Annotated in this window: 17 protein-coding genes; 4 read left to right on the top strand and 13 right to left on the bottom strand. The window is 27.5% G+C overall.

The genetic code is table 11. The features are described 5' to 3' along the window. Positions 1–14 precede the first annotated feature (14 nt). Genes mutL through miaB form a run of 3 tightly spaced genes read right to left on the bottom strand, consistent with a single transcriptional unit; the run spans position 15 to position 6,042 of the window. Positions 15–1,937, bottom strand: a complete 1,923-nt coding sequence (mutL, locus tag OIO11_RS15995; RefSeq protein ID WP_268072442.1) for a DNA mismatch repair endonuclease MutL — start codon at positions 1,935–1,937, stop codon at positions 15–17. A 15-nt stretch (positions 1,938–1,952) separates the two neighbouring features. Further along, positions 1,953–4,655, bottom strand: a complete 2,703-nt coding sequence (mutS, locus tag OIO11_RS16000; protein WP_268072443.1) for a DNA mismatch repair protein MutS — start codon at positions 4,653–4,655, stop codon at positions 1,953–1,955. Positions 4,656–4,713: 58 nt separating this feature from the next. Further along, a complete protein-coding gene (gene miaB, locus OIO11_RS16005) occupies positions 4,714–6,042 on the bottom strand; it encodes a tRNA (N6-isopentenyl adenosine(37)-C2)-methylthiotransferase MiaB (RefSeq protein WP_268072444.1) in 1,329 nt (442 codons plus the stop codon). Positions 6,043–6,370: 328 nt separating this feature from the next. Here miaB and OIO11_RS16010 point away from each other — a divergent pair, with 328 nt between their 5' ends. Then, entirely contained in the window at positions 6,371–6,517 is a 147-nt protein-coding gene (locus OIO11_RS16010; RefSeq protein ID WP_268072445.1) for a hypothetical protein, read from the top strand. Between the two features lie 34 nt (positions 6,518–6,551). Here OIO11_RS16010 and OIO11_RS16015 read toward each other — a convergent pair whose 3' ends face one another. The 8 genes from OIO11_RS16015 to OIO11_RS16050 all read right to left on the bottom strand — a co-directional run bounded on the left by OIO11_RS16015 (position 6,552) and on the right by OIO11_RS16050 (position 14,963). Further along, positions 6,552–7,427: a GNAT family N-acetyltransferase gene (locus OIO11_RS16015; RefSeq protein ID WP_268072446.1), complete on the bottom strand. Its 876-nt coding sequence runs from the start codon at positions 7,425–7,427 to the stop codon at positions 6,552–6,554. Between the two features lie 39 nt (positions 7,428–7,466). After that, the gene (locus OIO11_RS16020; protein WP_268072447.1) at positions 7,467–8,531 is read right to left on the bottom strand and encodes a CotS family spore coat protein; all 1,065 of its coding nucleotides are present in this window, start codon (positions 8,529–8,531) and stop codon (positions 7,467–7,469) included. Positions 8,532–8,696: 165 nt separating this feature from the next. Continuing rightward, the gene (locus OIO11_RS16025) at positions 8,697–10,601 is read right to left on the bottom strand and encodes a bifunctional 4-hydroxy-3-methylbut-2-enyl diphosphate reductase/30S ribosomal protein S1 (RefSeq protein ID WP_268072448.1); all 1,905 of its coding nucleotides are present in this window, start codon (positions 10,599–10,601) and stop codon (positions 8,697–8,699) included. Between the two features lie 49 nt (positions 10,602–10,650). Then, positions 10,651–11,304 carry a (d)CMP kinase gene (gene cmk / locus OIO11_RS16030; protein WP_268072449.1) on the bottom strand — a complete coding sequence of 218 codons (654 nt, stop codon included), beginning with the start codon at positions 11,302–11,304 and terminating at the stop codon, positions 10,651–10,653. Positions 11,305–11,394: 90 nt separating this feature from the next. Then, positions 11,395–12,621, bottom strand: coding sequence for an NAD(P)/FAD-dependent oxidoreductase (locus OIO11_RS16035; protein ID WP_268072450.1), 1,227 nt, complete (start codon positions 12,619–12,621; stop codon positions 11,395–11,397). 182 nt (positions 12,622–12,803) lie between these two features. Beyond that, positions 12,804–13,679, bottom strand: a complete 876-nt coding sequence (locus tag OIO11_RS16040) for a MurR/RpiR family transcriptional regulator (protein ID WP_268072451.1) — start codon at positions 13,677–13,679, stop codon at positions 12,804–12,806. Positions 13,680–13,819: 140 nt separating this feature from the next. Further along, positions 13,820–14,530, bottom strand: coding sequence for a pseudouridine synthase (locus OIO11_RS16045; protein WP_268072452.1), 711 nt, complete (start codon positions 14,528–14,530; stop codon positions 13,820–13,822). A gap of 73 nt (positions 14,531–14,603) precedes the next feature. Further along, positions 14,604–14,963: an HNH endonuclease gene (locus tag OIO11_RS16050; RefSeq protein ID WP_268072453.1), complete on the bottom strand. Its 360-nt coding sequence runs from the start codon at positions 14,961–14,963 to the stop codon at positions 14,604–14,606. A gap of 176 nt (positions 14,964–15,139) precedes the next feature. On the opposite strand from OIO11_RS16050, the gene OIO11_RS16055 reads away from it, so the two are divergent. The 3 genes from OIO11_RS16055 (at position 15,140) to OIO11_RS16065 (ending at position 16,869) form a co-directional block, all read left to right on the top strand. Continuing rightward, entirely contained in the window at positions 15,140–16,288 is a 1,149-nt protein-coding gene (locus OIO11_RS16055; RefSeq protein WP_268072454.1) for a THUMP domain-containing class I SAM-dependent RNA methyltransferase, read from the top strand. A 98-nt stretch (positions 16,289–16,386) separates the two neighbouring features. Beyond that, positions 16,387–16,545: a hypothetical protein gene (locus tag OIO11_RS16060; RefSeq protein ID WP_268072455.1), complete on the top strand. Its 159-nt coding sequence runs from the start codon at positions 16,387–16,389 to the stop codon at positions 16,543–16,545. 141 nt (positions 16,546–16,686) lie between these two features. Beyond that, positions 16,687–16,869 (top strand): alpha/beta-type small acid-soluble spore protein, encoded by a 183-nt coding sequence (locus OIO11_RS16065; RefSeq protein ID WP_268072456.1) that lies wholly within the window; start codon positions 16,687–16,689, stop codon positions 16,867–16,869. Positions 16,870–17,071: 202 nt separating this feature from the next. On the opposite strand, the gene OIO11_RS16070 is transcribed toward OIO11_RS16065, so the two are convergent. Both OIO11_RS16070 and OIO11_RS16075 read right to left on the bottom strand, forming a co-directional pair. Then, positions 17,072–17,890, bottom strand: a complete 819-nt coding sequence (locus OIO11_RS16070) for an EFR1 family ferrodoxin (protein WP_268072457.1) — start codon at positions 17,888–17,890, stop codon at positions 17,072–17,074. Then, a complete protein-coding gene (locus tag OIO11_RS16075; protein ID WP_268072458.1) occupies positions 17,887–18,762 on the bottom strand; it encodes an FUSC family protein in 876 nt (291 codons plus the stop codon). The genes OIO11_RS16070 and OIO11_RS16075 overlap by 4 nt, the downstream gene beginning before the upstream one ends. Positions 18,763–19,289 lie beyond the last annotated feature (527 nt).

Genomic DNA, 19,289 nt, shown 5'->3' on the forward strand with positions numbered 1-19,289 from the left:
CTCCTTCTGTATAGCTACTGAATTCTCTTGAATTTCTTTTCAACATCCTTTAATGACATTTTAATTATAGTAGGCCTTCCGTGAGGACAATTAAAAGGCTCATCTATATATCTTAAGGTTTCAATTAATGTAATCATTTCTGCTTGTGACAAAGAATGATTTGCTTTTATTGCTGCTTTACATGCCAGCGAAGCAATAGTTTTATGTTTAACTTCAGATGTCTTACCTGAACCCATGTTTTTTATGTTATCTAATATTTCAAGAAAGAATGTTTTCACATCTGTTTTACCTAAAAGCAAAGGAGCTTCTCTTATACTTAAAGTGTTATCACCAAATAATTCTATTGAAAATCCTGTTTCACTAAAAAGATGTTTATTTTCAACATAATGAGAAAAATCCTCATGACTTAATTCCAAAATAACTGGCACAATAAGAATTTGAGAAACAACTTCATTGGTTTCTATTTGTTTTTTATATTTTTCAAACAATATTTTCTCATGAGCAGCATGTTGATCTATCATATAGAATTCACCAAATTCTTCACCTATAATATAGGTGTTATTGAATTGTCCTATAATCTTTAAAGATGGGAATTTTGCTTGTTTTTCTACTTCGTTACTTGAATATTTGTTATTAGTTTCTTCTTTGAAACTCTTATTAGGTTTTTCAATATTAGACCTTACCTCTTGCTCAGAAAAATAACTATTCTTAGACTTATTCTCATGAATATAGGCTTCTTTTTTATTAGTGTTTGTTTTTGAATTTAAGTTATTTAGCTTTTCATAATTAAATAATTTATCTTCAATTTTCGAACTTTCTTCAACAGTATTTTGTTTAAGATCTATTGGTAATTGAATTGGAGTTATTTTCTCATCTTGTTGCACAGAAAATCCCATATCATTTTCTGGTATGTCTGAATGATTTTCTTGAAGGTTAAAAGTTTTTTTAACACTTTCCGCTATTGCTTCATGTACAGTATTAAAAACTAATTTATAAATACTTCTTTCATCTTCAAACTTTATTTCAGACTTAGTAGGATGTACATTTACGTCAATGAATTCTGGATAAATATCTAAAAACAAAACAAAAAATGGATATTTGTTTACAGTTAGAAAAGATTTAAAAGCATTTTCTACTGCTGTTGTAATAAGTCCACTTTTAATAAACCGTCTATTAACAAAAATACTTTGATTGTTTCTACTTCCTCTGCTAATTTCTGAAGTCCCAATATATCCATGCACTGAAGCTATATCAGAGTGTTTTTCAAAATCAATAATATTATCATAAAACTGTTTACCATATACAGACCTTATAGTATCTTTAACATCATTAGAAGCAAAAGTAATTAAAGCTTTTTTATCATTGTTATAATATTTAAAAGATACATGGTAATTAGCCAGTGCTAACCTGCTTATTATATTTGAAATTAAAGCTGCTTCTCTTTGAGTTGATTTTAAAAACTTCTGTCTAGCTGGAACATTATAAAAAATATTATTTACTTCTATGGAAGTTCCTGTATTACATCCAGTATCATTAATATAATTAATCTTTCCACCATCAATAGAAATTTCTTTTCCAAACTCTTTATCTTTACTCCTACTTTTTAGTATCACTGATGAAACAGCTGCTATACTTGGCAGTGCTTCACCTCTAAATCCAAAGGTATTTATTTTATATATATCATCTATATTTGAAATTTTGCTAGTTCCATGAGGCCAAAAAGCTTTTTCTATATCATTAGGATGAATTCCATATCCATCATCTATTATTTTTATTTTATCTTTGCCACCATTGAGGATTTCAACAGTTATATTTTTAGATTCAGCATCTATACTATTTTCAATTAATTCTTTAACTACAGAAGAAGGTCTTTCAACAACCTCACCTGCAGCAATTTTATTAGAAGTTTCTTCATTTAGTAAATTAATTCTTTTCACATAATCACCCTTTAATTATAAAGATTTAGCTTTATTAATTATATCATATAATTTATTAAATCCTTCCATTGGGGTCATATTCAGAATTTCTATGGAAGCTATTTCCTTAACTAAAGCATCTTTTTCAAAGTCACCAAAACCTATTTGTTTAACTTCAATATTTGAATTGTCTTTAGTATTGATATTTTCTGTAATATTAGATACTGCTGCTTCATTTATTACTTTTAACTTTTGATTAGATTCATTTGTGAAATCAACTTTCTCTTGATTATTTTGGTAAAGAACATCTTTAATTTCGATATCGGTATCCATATTTTCATTTTCAAGCTTTATTAATATCTCTCTTGCTCTTTCTATTACTTTGTTTGGTATTCCAGCAAGTTTTGCTACTTCTATACCATAAGACTCATCTGCTCCACCTTCTACAATCTTACGTAAAAATACTATATCATCTTCCAGTTTCTTAACGGCAATAGAATAATTTTTTACACCGTTAATTTTTCCTTCAAGGGAAGTCAATTCATGATAATGAGTTGCAAATAAAGTTTTACATCTAAGGTTGCTATTATTACATATATATTCTATAACTGCCCATGCAATACTTAAGCCATCATAAGTACTCGTTCCTCTACCAACCTCATCAAGTAAAATAAGACTTCTGTTAGTTGCATTATTCAGTATATTTGATACCTCCCACATTTCTACCATGAAAGTACTTTTTCCACGTGCCAAGTCGTCGGATGCACCAATTCTTGTAAATATTTTGTCACATATAGCTACTGAAGCTTTTTTAGCTGGAACAAAACTTCCTATTTGAGCTAGAATATTTATTAATGCTATCTGCCTCATATAAGTAGATTTTCCCGCCATATTTGGACCAGTAATTAAAATTAACTGTTTATCATTATCATTTATTATAGTATCATTTGCTACAAAAGTATCTCTTGGTATCACTTTTTCAACTACTGGATGTCTTCCTTCTTCAATATAAAGCTCTCCTGCGTTCATTATTTCAGGTTTACAATAATTGTTTTCAAGAGCAACAATAGCAAGAGAACATAGACAGTCTATTTCGGATATAAGTTTTGCACTATTTTTCATTCTATCTATATGTTCTTCAATAATATCCCTAATTTTAACAAAAACATCATATTCTAAAGTCATTAATTTCTCTTGCGCACCTAAGATTTTTTCTTCAACTTCTTTTAATTCTGGAGTTATATATCTTTCACAATTTGCAAGAGTTTGCTTTCTGATATATCTGCCTTCTGGTACAAGATTTAAATTGGATTTGGTTATTTCTATATAATATCCAAATACTTTATTATATCTTATCTTTAATGATTTTATTTCAGTTTCTGCTTTTTCTCTATTTTCAAGATTAGCTATCCATTCCTTGCCATGAGCTTTGGCTTCTCTCAATTCATCAATGTCCTGATTGTATCTATCTTTTATTATTCCACCTTCTTTAACAGATAAAGCAGGATTATCTAATATTGACTTATTTAACAATTCATAAATATCTTCAAGACAATCGAGATTGTTATGTATTCCCATCAAGAGTTCACTATTAAAGTTTTTTAAAATTTCTTTTACTTTAGGAAGCTTTTCAATAGAATTTTTTAGAGAAATAAGTTCTTTAGCATTAACGCTTTTAGAAGAAACTTTTCCTACAAGTCTCTCTATATCATAAATATCTCTTAAGTGTTCTTTTAAGTCTTCATATAAATATTGATTATTTATTATTTCTTCAATTGAGTTTAATCTATTGTCAATAAGTTTTTTCTGTATTAGAGGTTGCTCAAGCCATTTTCTAAGCAATCTTCCACCCATGGCAGTATTGGTTTTATCTATAACCCAAAGCAGAGAACCTTTTTTTGTCTTTTCTCTTAAAGTTTCTGTTAGTTCCAAGTTTTTTCGTGAGTTGATATCAATACTTAAATAATCGATTATATCATAATATTCAATAGTATCTATATGTGTAAGAACTCTCTTCTGAGTTTCCATTATGTAGTTTAATAAACCATTAGCACTTTTTGTTAAAACATGATTAAAGTTATTTTCATCAAAATTTGCAAACTGTTTTTTTAGATTTTGCGCCCCATTATCAATGTAATATTCATTTGAGCGTTTAGTAAAAGAAGCTTCAAATCTTTCTTTTATAGATAATAACAGTTTATTATCTACATTTTCTTGTATTATTATTTCTTTAGGAATATATTTTGATATTTCATCCAAAATTATTGAAATATCATAATTGGCATAAGTACATTGAAATTCTCCAGTAGATATATCTGCAAAACTCATGGCTACAGTATTATTTTCAACGTATAAACTCATAACATAATTATTTTTGGTATCCTCTAAAAAGCTTGAATCAGAATAGGTACCTGGGGTAATTATTTTAATAATATCTCTTTTTACTATACCCTTTGCTTGAGAAGGATCCTCTAATTGTTCACATATACCAATTTTAAAGCCTTTGCTTACTAGTCTGTTTATATATGAACTTGTAGCATGATATGGTATTCCACACATAGGTGCTCTTTTTTCAAGTCCACACTCTCTGCCCGTTAAGACTAGTTCTAATTCTCTCGCAGCAATTTCTGCATCTTCAAAAAACATCTCATAAAAATCACCTAATCTAAAAAATATTATGCAATCTTTATTTCTTTCTTTTATTTCTAAATACTGTCTCATCATTGGAGTTAAACCCATAAAAACACCTCTCCATCCTTTTTTAGAAATAATATAAAAAGCTCTATAATAGAGCTTTTTATATTATTTCACCTGTTAGTGAAAATGATTGAGCTTTAGTTATTTTTACATTAACTAACTTTCCAATACTATCTTTATCTCCTGTAAAGTTAACTAGTCTGCCATTTCTTGTTCTTCCCATTAACTTAGTTTCATCATTTTTACTAGTTCCTTCTACCAATACTTCAACAACTTTTCCATCGTATACCTTGTTCTTTTTAGCTGATATTTCATTTACCACTTCTACTAATCTATTGAATCTTTCATGTTTAATATCATCAGGAACTTGTTCTTCAAATTTTGCGGCAGGAGTACCTTCTCTTATTGAATAAATAAAGGTAAAAGCTGAATCAAATTCTACCTCTTTTACTATTGTTAATGTATCTTCAAAATCTTCTTCTGTTTCTCCTGGAAAACCAACAATAATATCTGTACTAATAGATATATCAGGCATAGCTTCTCTTAATCTTTTAGCTAAAGTTAAATAATCTTCTCGGGAATATTTTCTATTCATTTTTTCTAAAATTCTAGTAGAACCTGATTGCATTGCAAAATGTCCCTGTTCACAAACTTTTTCACATTCTGCCATAGCCTTAATTAATTCATCAGATACATCTTTAGGATGAGAAGTCATAAATCTAATTCTTTCTAATCCATCTATTGTGTTAACTTTTCTCAATAGTTCAGCAAAAGTAATTTCAGGTTCTAATCCCTTCCCGTAGGAATTTACATTCTGACCAAGAAGCGTGATTTCATTGTATCCTTTTGATACTAAATCTTTAATTTCATTTATTATATCTTCTGGCTTTCTACTTCTTTCTCTTCCTCTCACATATGGTACTATACAGTAGGAACAAAAATTATTACAGCCATACATTATGGTAACAAAAGCTTTTATATCACTCTTTCTATCAACAGGCATTCCTTCGATTATGCCTTTTTCTTTATCCCATATTTCTATTATTGAATTTCCATCCTTCTTTACTCTTTCAATATATTCAGGTAATTTATATGAATTGAAGCTTCCAGTAATTATATCTACATGAGGGAATTTTTTAATTACTTTTTCAGGCATATCCTTTTGCTGCATCATGCAGCCACAAACAACTATAAGTAAGTTTGGATTTTGTCTTTTTAATGCTTTTAATGCTCCAAGATGACCATATACCTTTTGTTCTGCATTTTCTCTAACACAGCAAGTATTAAAAATTATTATATCTGCTTCTTCTTTTACTTCTGTTCTTATATATCCGATGCCTTTTAGTAGACCAGAAATTTTTTCTGAATCTTCTTCATTCATTTGACAACCCCAAGTATCTATATAATATTTTTGATTTAAAATATTCATCAATATAATCTCCTTTAATAAAATTTAACATTAGTTATGCAACTATTAATTATTATATATAATTTATTTGAATTTTAAAAGCATTTTTACATTCTTTTTCAGATTTATCAAGGAGTTAAGTAAAATTTGAGTACTTTAGTAAGAATTATATATAAAGAGGTTTCTTGGCTTCAGGTGGAGTTTTTTCTCTAACTGAAGCTTAGAAATCTTTATCTAGGGACGTAGCAGCCGTTATCTCCCACGTTAGAAGTGGGAGTATTACGGATGGTAGTCATCAGATAAATTAAAAAACTAGATTTTACACATAATAATATTAAGGAGGGATTTTATGTATGACGCAAAAGAGAGAGAAGAAGAACAAGATGTTATAAAAGTAAATTGCATAACTGACAGAAGTTATTTTTACAAAGTACAAAGTGAAAATATGATGAACTTAAAATCTGGATATATCCCTAGAGAAAATGTTTTAGAATAAGTGTAGAAAATTAAGGAGTATTTTAAAATACTCCTTAATTTTTGCTGTTTTGTAAAACCCATGTATAGAGTTCCCGCTCTTCAGTGAATCCAAAATCTTTATATAATTTAATTGCGTTAAAATTATTAGGTTCAACTTTAATTTTAACTATTTTAAAATCCTTATCATATAAGATTTTTAGTAAATAACACATAAATATTTTCCCATAACCTTTATTTCGCCAATTATTTAAAAGTCCAAAATTAACTATGTATGGGTCACCAGCTTTTATGATTATTTGTCCATATCCTATATAATCATTATCTTTTTTCATAAATATAGCACCATCATCATAATAATAACTTTGAATCTCATCATAATATATATCATCTATATCTAATGGAATTCTATCTTTATGTTTAAAAATTCTGTTTTGAAGTGTGCACCGAAGGGGTTCATCTATACCTTTTATCAGCTGCTTAAAAGAGATACCCTTCTCAACCGTAAATTCAATACATTTATCCAAAACAAGTGTCATCTCTATTATTCCGTTTATTTTATAAAAGCCTAGTTCTTCCAAGAGCTGAAAATTATATTTATTTTTTTCACACTCATAATATATTTTTGAATAGTTATTTATAGACTTGATTAAAGTTTTGTATCCTTCAAGCAAATGTTTGTTATCAATAATATTCAATGCCTGTATTCTATAAATATATTTTCTGAAATTCTCACACCAAATATACCCCATATATGTTGAATTTTTCTTTAATAATCTAACTTTTTTCTTTTGTAAAAATTGCTGAAAACAGTTTTGTTTATAATAAATCTCGAAAAAATCCTTATTTGATTTATTAAATTCATCTTTTAATGCATTAAGACCTTTGAATTGATTTATGTTATTTTTATTTAATTCAACAAGTTCATACATAATTTTACCTTCTTCTAGTAAATGATCAAATTAAAAATATTACTCATAAGTATAACTCTCTAAATAATTCATATACGCTTCTAAAAAATTTTGTTGTAGTTCATCATTATAAAGTATTTTGTTAAGTTTATGATTATATTTTTCCTCATTCCAATTTTTATGTTTAATATACCTTTTATGTCCTAACTTCCAAAATTTATGGGGGAAAATTATAAGTGCCAACATTACTTTAAGTTCCCCTTTAGTTAATCTATTAACTGAATTATATCCTTCTATAATTTTTTTTGCTTTTTCAAAATCCCACTTATAATTGTTTTTACTCATAAGTCGTCTAATAAATTTACCTAAATCATTTATTTGTAAATCAATGATAATACTGTCCAAATCGATTATATAGTATTCATCGTCTTTTTTTATTATATTTTGATAATAAAAACTATCATGGCAAATTGTATGCTCGATTTTAGCTTTTTTAGATAAGCTATAGTATTCTGAATCATTTAGTATTTTAAGTGTGAGTAATCCTCTTTCATAAAATTTATCAATATTATTCACATATGTTAAATCAAAATTGTTTTTAATTTTCTTTTTCATAATTATATTCTCATACTTTGGTAAATCATACAAATTATTTTTATATATTTGAGGCCAATTTCTTAAATTGCTTTGTATTTTTATACTTTGACTATTAATTTTAGATGTAGCTAAGTGAAATTTTGCAAGTAGTTCAGCACATTTTTGTGCTTCTGTTATCTGAGATAAATCACATTCTTCTCCATCAATCCACTTAGTTGCATAGAAAAAAAACTTTTTATATCGTACAAATAAATTATCATTTTTTGTTTTTATAAATTGTGCAGTATTGTGAAAATTATTTTTTGATAGCTCTTCAACTAAAATACTTCTATTTTTGGCCTTGTTTTTTCCGTGTTTAAATCTTTTCAAACATATATTTCCCTCTACAGTTTTTACTTTAAACGCACTTCTTGCCTTTATATAACTAATAACATCAAAATTATATCTATCTAATACTTTTCTTATTATTGAGTCTTCATTCTTTGAGATGTTTTCAGAAAATTTAACTTTTCTACTTCCCTTAACCATAACCTTCCCCCTATATCACTACTATTAAATTATATATTTTATTGTAAAATAATATTACAAAATTACAATATAGATGTGAATAGGTAACAAAAAGTAAAGGATAAGGATATATTCTTAATTCTAAGCTATATCCCTATCCTATGGCATATTACAATAAGTAATATTTTATTCTACTTCTTTTATGCTTAAGCTAATTTTTTTATCTTTATGACTGACATTTAATATTTTAGCCTTAACTTCATCACCAATAGTTAAAATGTCACTTGGTTTGTTTATTCTTTTATGACTTATCTCTGAAATATGAACTAATCCATCAACTCCAGGTTCTAATTCAACGAAGGTACCAAACTCTGCGAAACGGACTATCTTTCCAAGTACGATACTGCCTACTGGATATTTTTCTTCAACATTATCCCAAGGATTTGATGTTAATTTTTTTATACTCAAAGATAGTTTTTTATTCTCTTTATCTATATCTAATATATAAACTTTAACTTTACTTCTTATTTTAAGTACATCTCCTGGCTTATTAACTCTTCCCCATGAAATTTCAGAAACATGTAGTAATCCGTCAATTCCATTTATATCAACAAAAGCTCCAAAATTTGTTAATCGTTTAACTTCTCCTTCAACTATTTGATTTTTTTCAAGAGATTCCCAAGCTTTAGCTTCTTTTTCTGCTTGCTCATTAGTTAATAATTCTCTTCGTGATGCAACTATTTTAGTACCTCTTCTTTGAACTGTATATTCTATAATGTTTACATCTAAAATTTTTCCTATGTAAGAGGTAAGAGTGTCTACATGGGATAATTCAATATGTGATGCAGGAATAAAAACTCTAACCCCTTTATATTTACCAATTATTCCACCTTTAACCGTTTCCTTAACCAGGATTTTCAATACATTTTTAGTATCGAAGGCATCTTTTAATTCGGTATAGGCTTCTTCTCTTTCAATTTCAATCTTTGATAAAACAACATACCCGTCAGTATTTTTTAAACTTATTACTTTAGCTTCTATCTCGTCGCCAAGGTTTAAAAGCTCTGTTAATTTAATATTTTCTTCTCTTGAAACTTCTTTAAGAGGTAAAATTCCGTCTTTTTTATATCCAATGTTTACAAAAGCTTCTTTTTCATTTAAAGAAATAATTTGTCCTTTTACTTTATCTCCTATTGCAATTTGCACATCATTTTCTTCCATGTAAGCTAGTTGTTCATTGAATTCAAAATCTTTGTTTTCACTCATTTTCACAATTGCCTCCTTTATAATCCAATCAGGTGTTGAAGCACCAGCTGTAACACCTATATTTTCACTGTTTTTAATTATTTCATCAGGAATTTCACCTGCATTTTCTACATGAATAGTATTCGGACAATTTTGTTTACATATTTCATATAATTTAGTAGTATTAGAACTATGATATCCTCCGATAACAATCATGGAGTCAACTTTCTTAGATAGTTGATATGCAGCTTCTTGTCGAATTTGTGTAGCATTACATATAGTATTAATAGCTACAAATTCTCTGCATTGAGAAGCAATAGTATTAATAACCTTCTTCCAGTTTTCTTTCTTTTCAGTAGTTTGTGAAACGACACATACTTTATTCTTAATATCTTTTATATTTGAACCATCTTTTGTTACTAAAGCAGAATCGTCACACCAACCATTTATTCCTATTACTTCTGGATGTTTTAAATCTCCTACAATAACTATATTATATACAAGGTCGTAATATTTCTTTACTATTTCATGGATTTTTGATACATGTGGGCATGTTGCATCAACAATATTTAGTTTTTTATCCTGAAGCACTTGAAACACTTTAGAAGAAGTTCCATGGGATCTTACAATAACTACATCTCCTTCTTTTAATATATCTAATCGGTCAAGCTCTATGGAGTATATCTCATTACACTTTAAATATTCAACAACATCTTTATTATGAATTAATGGTCCTAAAGTATATATTTTGCTATCATATTTTTCTTTAGCACTTAAAGCTTTTTCTACAGCTCTTTTTACTCCAAAGCAAAAGCCAGCTTTATCAGCTAATACTATGTTTTTCATTAACACACAACCTTTAGCTAGTTTTTCTAGTTTATTATTAAAATATTTCCTATAGTTTTGTATTTATATGGATACAGATTTTTTCCACAACTTCTTCAATGGTCATAGACGTAGAGTCAATTTCTATTGCATCTTTTGCTTTAGTTAAAGGATCTACTTCTCTGTTAGAATCAATGTAGTCTCTTCTCTTAATTTCTTCTAAAAGATTTTCGTAATTCACATCTATCTTTTTCTCAAATAATTCTTTATATCTTCTTTTAGCCCTTTCTTCTGGAGAAGCTGTTAAAAAAAACTTAAAAGGAGCTTCTTTTAAAACTACTGTTCCAATATCTCTTCCATCCATTATAACATCATATTTTTGAGCCATTTGTCTTTGCATATGAACTAGTTTCTCTCTAACCTCTGGAATAGAAGCATAATTGGATACATTACTACTAATATAGGGCATTGTTAGTTTCTCATTGATATTTTCACCATTTAATATTAATTCATTATCATCAAAATGCATATTCATTTCATCAATCAATTTGCATAAATTATCTATGTCAGTACGTGAAATATCCTTTTCCATAGCTTTTAATGTAACAGCCCTATACATTGAACCAGTATTTATGTACATAAGATTAAACTTGTCACTAACCATTTTAGCTATTGTACTTTTACCAGCTCCAGCTGGACCATCAATTGCAACTATTATTCTCAATTTTACTCCGCCTTTCTAATACAGCACTTCTATTTATATATTCTAGGGAAAATATTAAAATCCTCTTATTTTCTCATTACATAGTAGGAGTTATTGTTCACCCACAGATACGCCAGCCAGATAACCGGTAGACAAAGCTATTTGTATATTAAATCCTCCGGTATATGCATCTACATCAATCATTTCACCTGCAAAGTATAAATTATCTATTATCTTAGATTTCATATTAGAAGGATCTATTTCTTTTACATTTACCCCACCACTTGTTACAATAGCTTCAGCAATAGGTCTTAATCCTTTAATACTTAATTCGAAATTTTGTAATAAATGCACAAGTATTTTTCTCTCTTCTCTGGTTATAGAATTAACTTTTTTATTTTCATCTATCCCACTTAATTGTACAACTTTTTCTATAAGCCTTTGAGGTAATAAATCTGTTAGGGAATTTTTAAAATCTTTATTGCTATATTTATTAAAATCCTTTTGTATACGTTTATCCAGTTCTTCCTCACTCAATGCAGGCTTTAAATTAATAACAGCCTTAAGATTCGATCTTTTGTTAATAGTACCACTCCCACTTAATACAATAGGACCTGATATTCCAAAGTGAGTAAACAGCATTTCACCGAAATCGTTATATAAAACCTTACCTTTTTGGTCTTTAATTGATAAAGAAACGTTTTTTAAAGAAAGACCTTGAAGTTCTTTTATCCACTCCTCTTTCACTTCTATAGGTACTAAGGAAGGGCGTGGTGTAATTATATTATGTCCTAATTCTTTAGCAAAAGATAATACTTCACCAGTAGAACCTGTTTGAGGATAGGATAACCCTCCAGATGCTAAAATAAAATAGTCTGCATTAATTTCTTTATTATCCTGTAAAATAACTTTTATGATTTTTTTATTTTGACTCACTATTTTTTTTACACATGAATTTAACATTATTTTAACATTTTTTGACTGAAGTTGCTTTTCAAAAGCTTTTATTATATCTGAAGATTTATCAGATTTGGGAAATAATCTATCTCCTCTTTCAACTTTCAATTCAACTCCTAGGCGTTGAAAAAATTCTTTTGTATTCTCATTAGTAAAAGAATATAAACTGCTGTATAAAAAACTTGAGTTAACAGGGATATAATCAAAAAACTCGCTTATATCTTTATTATTTGTTATATTACATCTACCTTTACCAGTAATAAATAGCTTTTTACCTAATTTATCATTTTTTTCTATTAATGTTACCTGATATTTTTCTGCTGCGTAAATTGCTGCCATCATACCGGCAGGTCCGCCACCAATAACTACAACTTTTTTCATCTATTCACCTCATTATTTTTAACATTTTTACTGCATAATAGATTATTTACTATTATAATTTAATACATCAATTTACTTTATTCAAGAACATATGAAATACCTGATAAAAATATTATAATTTTTATTTTAAAACAACAAAAATAAAGTAAGAAATTAAATATTAACTTCTTACTTTATTAATATTACTCTTCTTTTTTATATGAATATACATGATATTCTTCCCAAATACTTTCTAATTCTTTAAAAACACTTGATGTTCTTTCTTTTTCTCTCAGTCCAACTGCAACTATTAGTGCATTTATGACACTTAATGGAGCTACTAATGAATCAACAAAGGAAGCCATATTGCTTTGCGCAATAAGTGTATACTCAGATCTTGTGGCTAGAGGAGATAATAAGCTATCTGTTATTGAAACCACTTTTGTACCTTTACTTTGAGCATACGTTAATGATTCTACTGTCCTTGCAGCATAACGAGGGAAGCCTATTCCTATTACCAAATCTTTATCAGTTATATTAATCATTTGATCGAGAACATCACTTATTCCATGTTTTATAACTTTTACATTGTCTAGCATTACATTTAGATAATATCCTAAAAACTCAGCTAATGCAGTGGAAGTTCTTAAACCAATAATATATATAGTCTTTGCTTCTAAAATACAATTAACTACTTCTTCAAAATCTTTATGATTAATTTTTTCTAAAGTAGCTCTTATATTTTCCATATCGGCCTTAAGTACACCCTTCAAAGCATTTTCTTGGTCAATAAGATTATTGGACAATTCAATCCTTTGTACAGTTGTTAACTTATTTTTTATTAGATCATGAAGAGCTTTTTGAAGCTTAGGATATCCACTAAATCCAAGCTCATTTGCAAATCTAACTACAGTTGATTCACTAACGCCTACGCTTGTACCGAGTTTAGCAGCTGTCATAAAAGCAGCTTTGTCATAATGCTTTAAAATATATTCAGCTATAAGCTTTTGACCTTTACTTAATCTTGGGAATTTCATCTGTATTGTTCGCATTAAATCCTGAGTGTTATTATCGTCCATTATTTATTCAATCCTTTCTTGTGTTGCAACAAAATGAAATTTTTATTTCATTTTAACATCAATTAAAACATTAAGCAATAAGGATTTCATTTTATGCACTTTATCACTGGTTAATATCCTTAATGTAACCTAAATATGAATTATAAACTTTTCAAATAATCTAATTCTTCTTTCATTAAATATCTCCATTCACCTTTTTCTAAATTATCTAAAGTTAAATTCCCAACACAAACTCTTTTTAATGTTATTACTGGATGACCAATTTTATCACACATTTTTCTTATTTGTCTATTTTTACCTTCGTGAATAATTATTTCTACTTTACACTTATCTCTAAACTTTTTTATTATTTTAAAATTGGCGTTAGATGTAATATATCCGCCTATATCAATTCCAGTACAAAAGTTTTTTGCTTTTTCTTCAGAGGGAATCCCTTTAATCATAGCAATATATATTTTGTCAATCTCTTGTCTTGGATGAATAACCCTATTATATATATCACCATCATTAGTAAGAATTAATAGACCAGAAGTGTCATAATCCAATCTACCTATTGGATATATTCTTTCTTTAACATTTACCAAATCTAAAATCGTCTTTCTTCCCTTTTCATCTTTAACTGTCGAAACAATTCCTTCAGGTTTATTGAGCATTATATATACTTTATTTTCTTCCTTAGTGATTAATTTGGAGTTTACATAAACTTTATCTTCATTAGGGTCAACTTTTATTCCAAGTTCACATACTATAGTATTATTAACCTTAACTTTGCCTTCCAATATCATAGTCTCACATTTTCTTCTAGAAGCTATACCACAGGAAGCCATATACTTTTGAAGTCTTTCTTTCATAATATCACCTACATTATTTTGATGAAATAATTATATATGTATTTAAAACTTTTATCAATTGTGTATTTCTTAACTATGTAATTCCATAGAGCTTTCTTCCCATAATTCTTTTAATTATATCTAATTTTTTAAATCCTAACTTGTAAAGATTTAAATCTTTTTGGATTATCTTTGCTTGAAAAGGGTTAATTTTCAATAATTTAATTAGTTCATCCATACAATAATAATCCTTACTAAGTAATCTCATTAATTCATTCTGCATTTTTGTTTTATACGCTATGTCTATTACTCTATTTTTATGAGGTCCGAATTCTCCCCTATGGTGTTCAGCGCATAAATATATATAATTTAGTGGAATATCAATTCCACCTTGATTTTTAAATACGATGTGATGTTTTTCACCCGTTTTACCACATATACAACATTCCTTCATGTTTATCCCCTTTCAGTAAAAAATGAAAAATATATCCCCGTATATATTTTACTATTTATTATAAATTTATTAAATCTATACGTACATAAACCCTTTTATTTGCTTTTATTGTTTTTTATAACGGGTAATGATATATTATATAGGTGAAAAACATTGAAGAGAGGAAGAATACTTAAATGGCTAAATATGAATTGATAGCTACATCAGCCTTTGGTTTGGAATCAATTGTAGCAAAAGAACTAAAACGACTAGGGTATAAAGATTTAAAAGTTGAAAATAGTAAAGTTACATACATAGGAGATGAAGAATGTATATGCAAATCTAATCTTTGGTTAAGATGCGCTGATAGAATTTTCATTAAATTAGCAGAATTTACAGCAACAAGCTTTGAAGAATTATTTCAAGGAGCTAAAAATATTGATTGGGCGGATTACTTACCAGAAGATGCTAACTTTATTGTAAATGCAAAATCAGTTAAATCTCAGCTATTTAGTCTTTCAGATATACAATCTATAGTAAAAAAAGCTATCGTAGAAAAAATGAAAGATACCTACGAAGTAGAGTGGTTTGAGGAAAGTGGAAGTGTTTATCCAATACTTGTTTCAATACTAAATGATACTGTAACTATTTCTTTAGATACCAGTGGTGACGCATTGCATAAACGTGGATACAGAGAAAAAGGAAATGCAGCTCCTTTAAAAGAAACTTTGGCAGCAGCCATGGTAATATTGAGTGGATGGAGATATGATAGAAATTTTGTTGATCCTTTCTGTGGTTCAGGTACCATACCAATAGAAGCTGCTATGATAGCTAGAAATATTGCACCAGGTTTAAATAGAAAATTTGCATGTGAAGAATGGGATTTCATTATTTCCAGTCTTACATGGAAAAAAGTTAGAAAAGAAGCTTATGAGGCTATAATTTACGATAAAGAGTATAATATATTTGGATATGATATAGACAGTAAGATAATCCCTATTGCTAGAGAAAATGCAGTTAAAGCTGGTGTTGATGATTGTATTCACTTTCAAACTCAACCAGTAACTTCTTTAAGCTCACATAAGCATTATGGAACAATTGTATGTAATCCTCCATATGGAGAAAGACTGAGCGAAAAAGCAGATGTAGAACTTCTTTATAAAAACATGGGAAAGGTATTTACAAAATTAGATACGTGGTCTTACTTTGTAATAACTTCATATGAAGAATTTGAAAAATGCTTTGGTAAAAAATCTGACAAAAACAGGAAATTATATAACGGAAGAATACAATGCTATTACTATCAATATTTAGGACCTAAACCTCCAAAAAGAAGTGAAAAATAATTAATAGTATTATCTCCTTAATGATATTTTGAGAATAATAATTTTATATGGTGGAATATTATATTTTGACAAAATACTTTTAATTAAAGGAGATAGCTATGGGGAAAAAAACTCAACCTAAAAAAGCAACTAAAAACAATAATGATAATCGAGCAAATATTTTAAATCCAAATTCAACTAGTTATGAAATGGCACAAGAAGGATTTATAACTGAAATTAATCCTCCTAATAATAAGACAAAGAATAATAAGGCTTAACCATATAGCCTTATTATTCTTTGTCTTAGTTTATTTTGCATATTTTTTCGTATATATACCTCCAGTTCCATTTATTTATCAGCATATTTCTACAAAAACTGTACAACCTAAGAATATAACCTAATAAAGGAGGTAATATATATGAGTTATCAAAAATTAGTACCTAACGCAAAACCAGGTTTAAATAAATTTAAAGCCGAAGTTGCTAGAGAATTAAATGTACCTTTAAGCGAATACAATGGTGACCTTACTTCTAAACAAAATGGTTCTGTTGGTGGAGAAATGGTTAAAAGAATGGTTGAATCATACGAGAAAAACCTTTAATTTTTTATTTGGTTTTTAGTATATTAATTTTTAATCTACACATACTAGATTCATAGAGAGGTGATTAGCAATGGAAATAGATTTTAGAAATATTTATTTGAGGTTAGTCCTAAAATAATTTTAAAGTCTCCATACGCTCACTAATCTTGTACCAGGGAATATTAATATTCCCTGGTTTTAATAGGTATACTATATCATTAATTTATATAAATAATTCTGGTTCTCTTCGATAAGCAAAATCAATTTCTAATTCATGCTTATGTCTTAAATAATCTTTATCATCATAATATTTTGCATGAGTAGGACATTTTTTTATACAAGCACCACATTTAATACAAATTCCATCTAATTTAGATACATCTTTGAAATCAATAGAACCCATTGGACAAACATTTACACAAATTTTACAATCAACACAATTGCTATTAGTTTTTGGAATAACCTTTCTAATATCCACATGGTTACCGTTTTTATCTTTAGGCATATAATATTTTCTATAAGGTGTATTTCCAGTTACAACTATAGTTTCAAGTTTATCTTCGATTGTTATTTTGGTATATATTTGATTGGCAAAATAACTTACTATAGCCATATCTTTTTCATCAGGTCTGTTTTGGGCAAGAGTTTCAGAAAATGAATGTTCTCCTATAAATGCCCCCCCTGCAATAACTTTAAAACCAGTTAATTCAAGAATATTTTTTAATTCTATTAAAGCATCATCATAATTTCTGTTTCCATAAACAACTACAGCAATTGCTAATGCGCCATTACCTTCAATAGAATTTAAATACTTTAGCAATACATTAGGAACTCTTCCTGCATAGACTGGAACTCCTATAATAACAACATCTTTTTCTGTAAAAAACACTGATTCTTTTCTAACTCTCGGTAATGTAAAATCAATATTATTTATAGTTATTTCAGTATCAATATTCTTTGAAATTTTCTTTCCTATTTCAGATACTACTTTTTTAGTTGTATCTGTGGCACTAAAATACATTGTATTAATTTTTTTATTCATAATAATACCTCCTGTACTTCTTTAACTAGTATTATCACTTCTTCTAAATGGTGATTAAATACTGAATTTGTATCATTTGCACATTTATCATAATCCATTTCATAATAATCTTCTTTTATTTCAAGAATCTTGGTTAGTTCATTAAAATTTTTACAACTTAACTTCTTATTATCTAATGATGATATTATAGTTAAATGTAAATATACCTTTTCATATAAATTTATTAAGTTAGATAATTTATATGAATCCTTTTCTTCTTTTCTGATATATTTTATTTCTTTATTATATAAATTTATGTAATTTTTTAGTTCGTGTATTTTTTTATCGATTTCATTTGTATTTATATTTTGTCCTTCTACAAGTAAATTACAAACCGAAAATATTTTTCTGTGAATATCCTTTGAGATATTATTAACTTTTGAAAAATAGTTGGGCGGATTCAAAAGATAATTTAAGATTACAGCAACTGTTATACCTATAAAGGTTTCGAAAATTCTATAAACACTATACATAAATGGAGTTACATCTTTTAGATTTGTCGTTATTGCTAAAAAAACTATACAAGCAATAGTTGATGATTCTTTTACTTTTGTTATATTACAGCAATAAATAACACAAATAATTCCTATAAAGCACAAAAATGCACTATCGAGATGAATTAGTGAAAATATAAAACCTATTGTAGCGCCTATCATAGTTCCTATCATTCTATTTTTACCTGTTTTAAACGAACCTGAAATAGAATTTTGTATACATATTACAGACGCAATACATGCATAAAATGGATATTTAAATCCAAAAAGTCTTAAAATGATTATACAAATGAAAACTGATAATGCTGTTTTTATATTACGCATTCCTATTTTTCCCATATTTTAAACCTCTAATTTCTTTAGTATATTGTGAATTGGATAATCTTATTATATTTTTGTTACAATATATTTTTGTTACAATATATTTTCTAAAATATTATAATATATTACCATTAGACTTACAATAACAAAGAGATAAAATGAAATATAATTCCGTTCAATCTTGCATTTGATTTTATAACCCCTCGGGAATTTTTATATAGTTTACAAAAAATGGTTTGAATTTTGCAAGTTTTGTATGCTTATTTTTCATAATGTAGATTAGTACTATAATACCAATCATAAATTACAAAGATAGTAGTTTATTTTTGATATTAATACTTAAATAGTGTATATTTTTAATAATTATTTTAAATTTATATACCTTGTTCGTTGTAGATTAGAAAAATTTTTATAAAATTCATATTATTTGACAATTAAGGTGTTAACGTTTAACATATTTTATGATATACTTATGGTGTAACGATAAATTTATAAGTAATATACGTTTTTGTACAAAGGTGGGTTTCTAATATTAGGTTAGGCAT

It is taken from the genome of Clostridium sp. ZS2-4 (assembly GCF_026719745.1).
Taxonomy (GTDB): domain Bacteria; phylum Bacillota; class Clostridia; order Clostridiales; family Clostridiaceae; genus Clostridium_H.

Bases quoted from the DNA above. Each gene is read 5' to 3' on its own strand.
- OIO11_RS16015 (WP_268072446.1), bottom strand. From the start codon at position 7,427: ATGTATGAACTTGTTGAATTAAATAAAAATAACATAAATCAATTCAAA.
- OIO11_RS16040 (WP_268072451.1), bottom strand. From the start codon at position 13,679: ATGGACGATAATAACACTCAGGATTTAATGCGAACAATACAGATGAAA.
- OIO11_RS16055 (WP_268072454.1), top strand. From the start codon at position 15,140: ATGGCTAAATATGAATTGATAGCTACATCAGCCTTTGGTTTGGAATCA.
- mutS (WP_268072443.1), bottom strand. From the start codon at position 4,655: ATGGGTTTAACTCCAATGATGAGACAGTATTTAGAAATAAAAGAAAGA.
- miaB (WP_268072444.1), bottom strand. From the start codon at position 6,042: ATGAATATTTTAAATCAAAAATATTATATAGATACTTGGGGTTGTCAA.
- OIO11_RS16065 (WP_268072456.1), top strand. From the start codon at position 16,687: ATGAGTTATCAAAAATTAGTACCTAACGCAAAACCAGGTTTAAATAAA.
- OIO11_RS16025 (WP_268072448.1), bottom strand. From the start codon at position 10,601: ATGAAAAACATAGTATTAGCTGATAAAGCTGGCTTTTGCTTTGGAGTA.
- OIO11_RS16050 (WP_268072453.1), bottom strand. From the start codon at position 14,963: ATGAAGGAATGTTGTATATGTGGTAAAACGGGTGAAAAACATCACATC.
- OIO11_RS16010 (WP_268072445.1), top strand. From the start codon at position 6,371: ATGTATGACGCAAAAGAGAGAGAAGAAGAACAAGATGTTATAAAAGTA.
- OIO11_RS16060 (WP_268072455.1), top strand. From the start codon at position 16,387: ATGGGGAAAAAAACTCAACCTAAAAAAGCAACTAAAAACAATAATGAT.
- OIO11_RS16035 (WP_268072450.1), bottom strand. From the start codon at position 12,621: ATGAAAAAAGTTGTAGTTATTGGTGGCGGACCTGCCGGTATGATGGCA.
- OIO11_RS16020 (WP_268072447.1), bottom strand. From the start codon at position 8,531: ATGGTTAAGGGAAGTAGAAAAGTTAAATTTTCTGAAAACATCTCAAAG.
- OIO11_RS16070 (WP_268072457.1), bottom strand. From the start codon at position 17,890: ATGAATAAAAAAATTAATACAATGTATTTTAGTGCCACAGATACAACT.
- OIO11_RS16075 (WP_268072458.1), bottom strand. From the start codon at position 18,762: ATGGGAAAAATAGGAATGCGTAATATAAAAACAGCATTATCAGTTTTC.
- OIO11_RS16045 (WP_268072452.1), bottom strand. From the start codon at position 14,530: ATGAAAGAAAGACTTCAAAAGTATATGGCTTCCTGTGGTATAGCTTCT.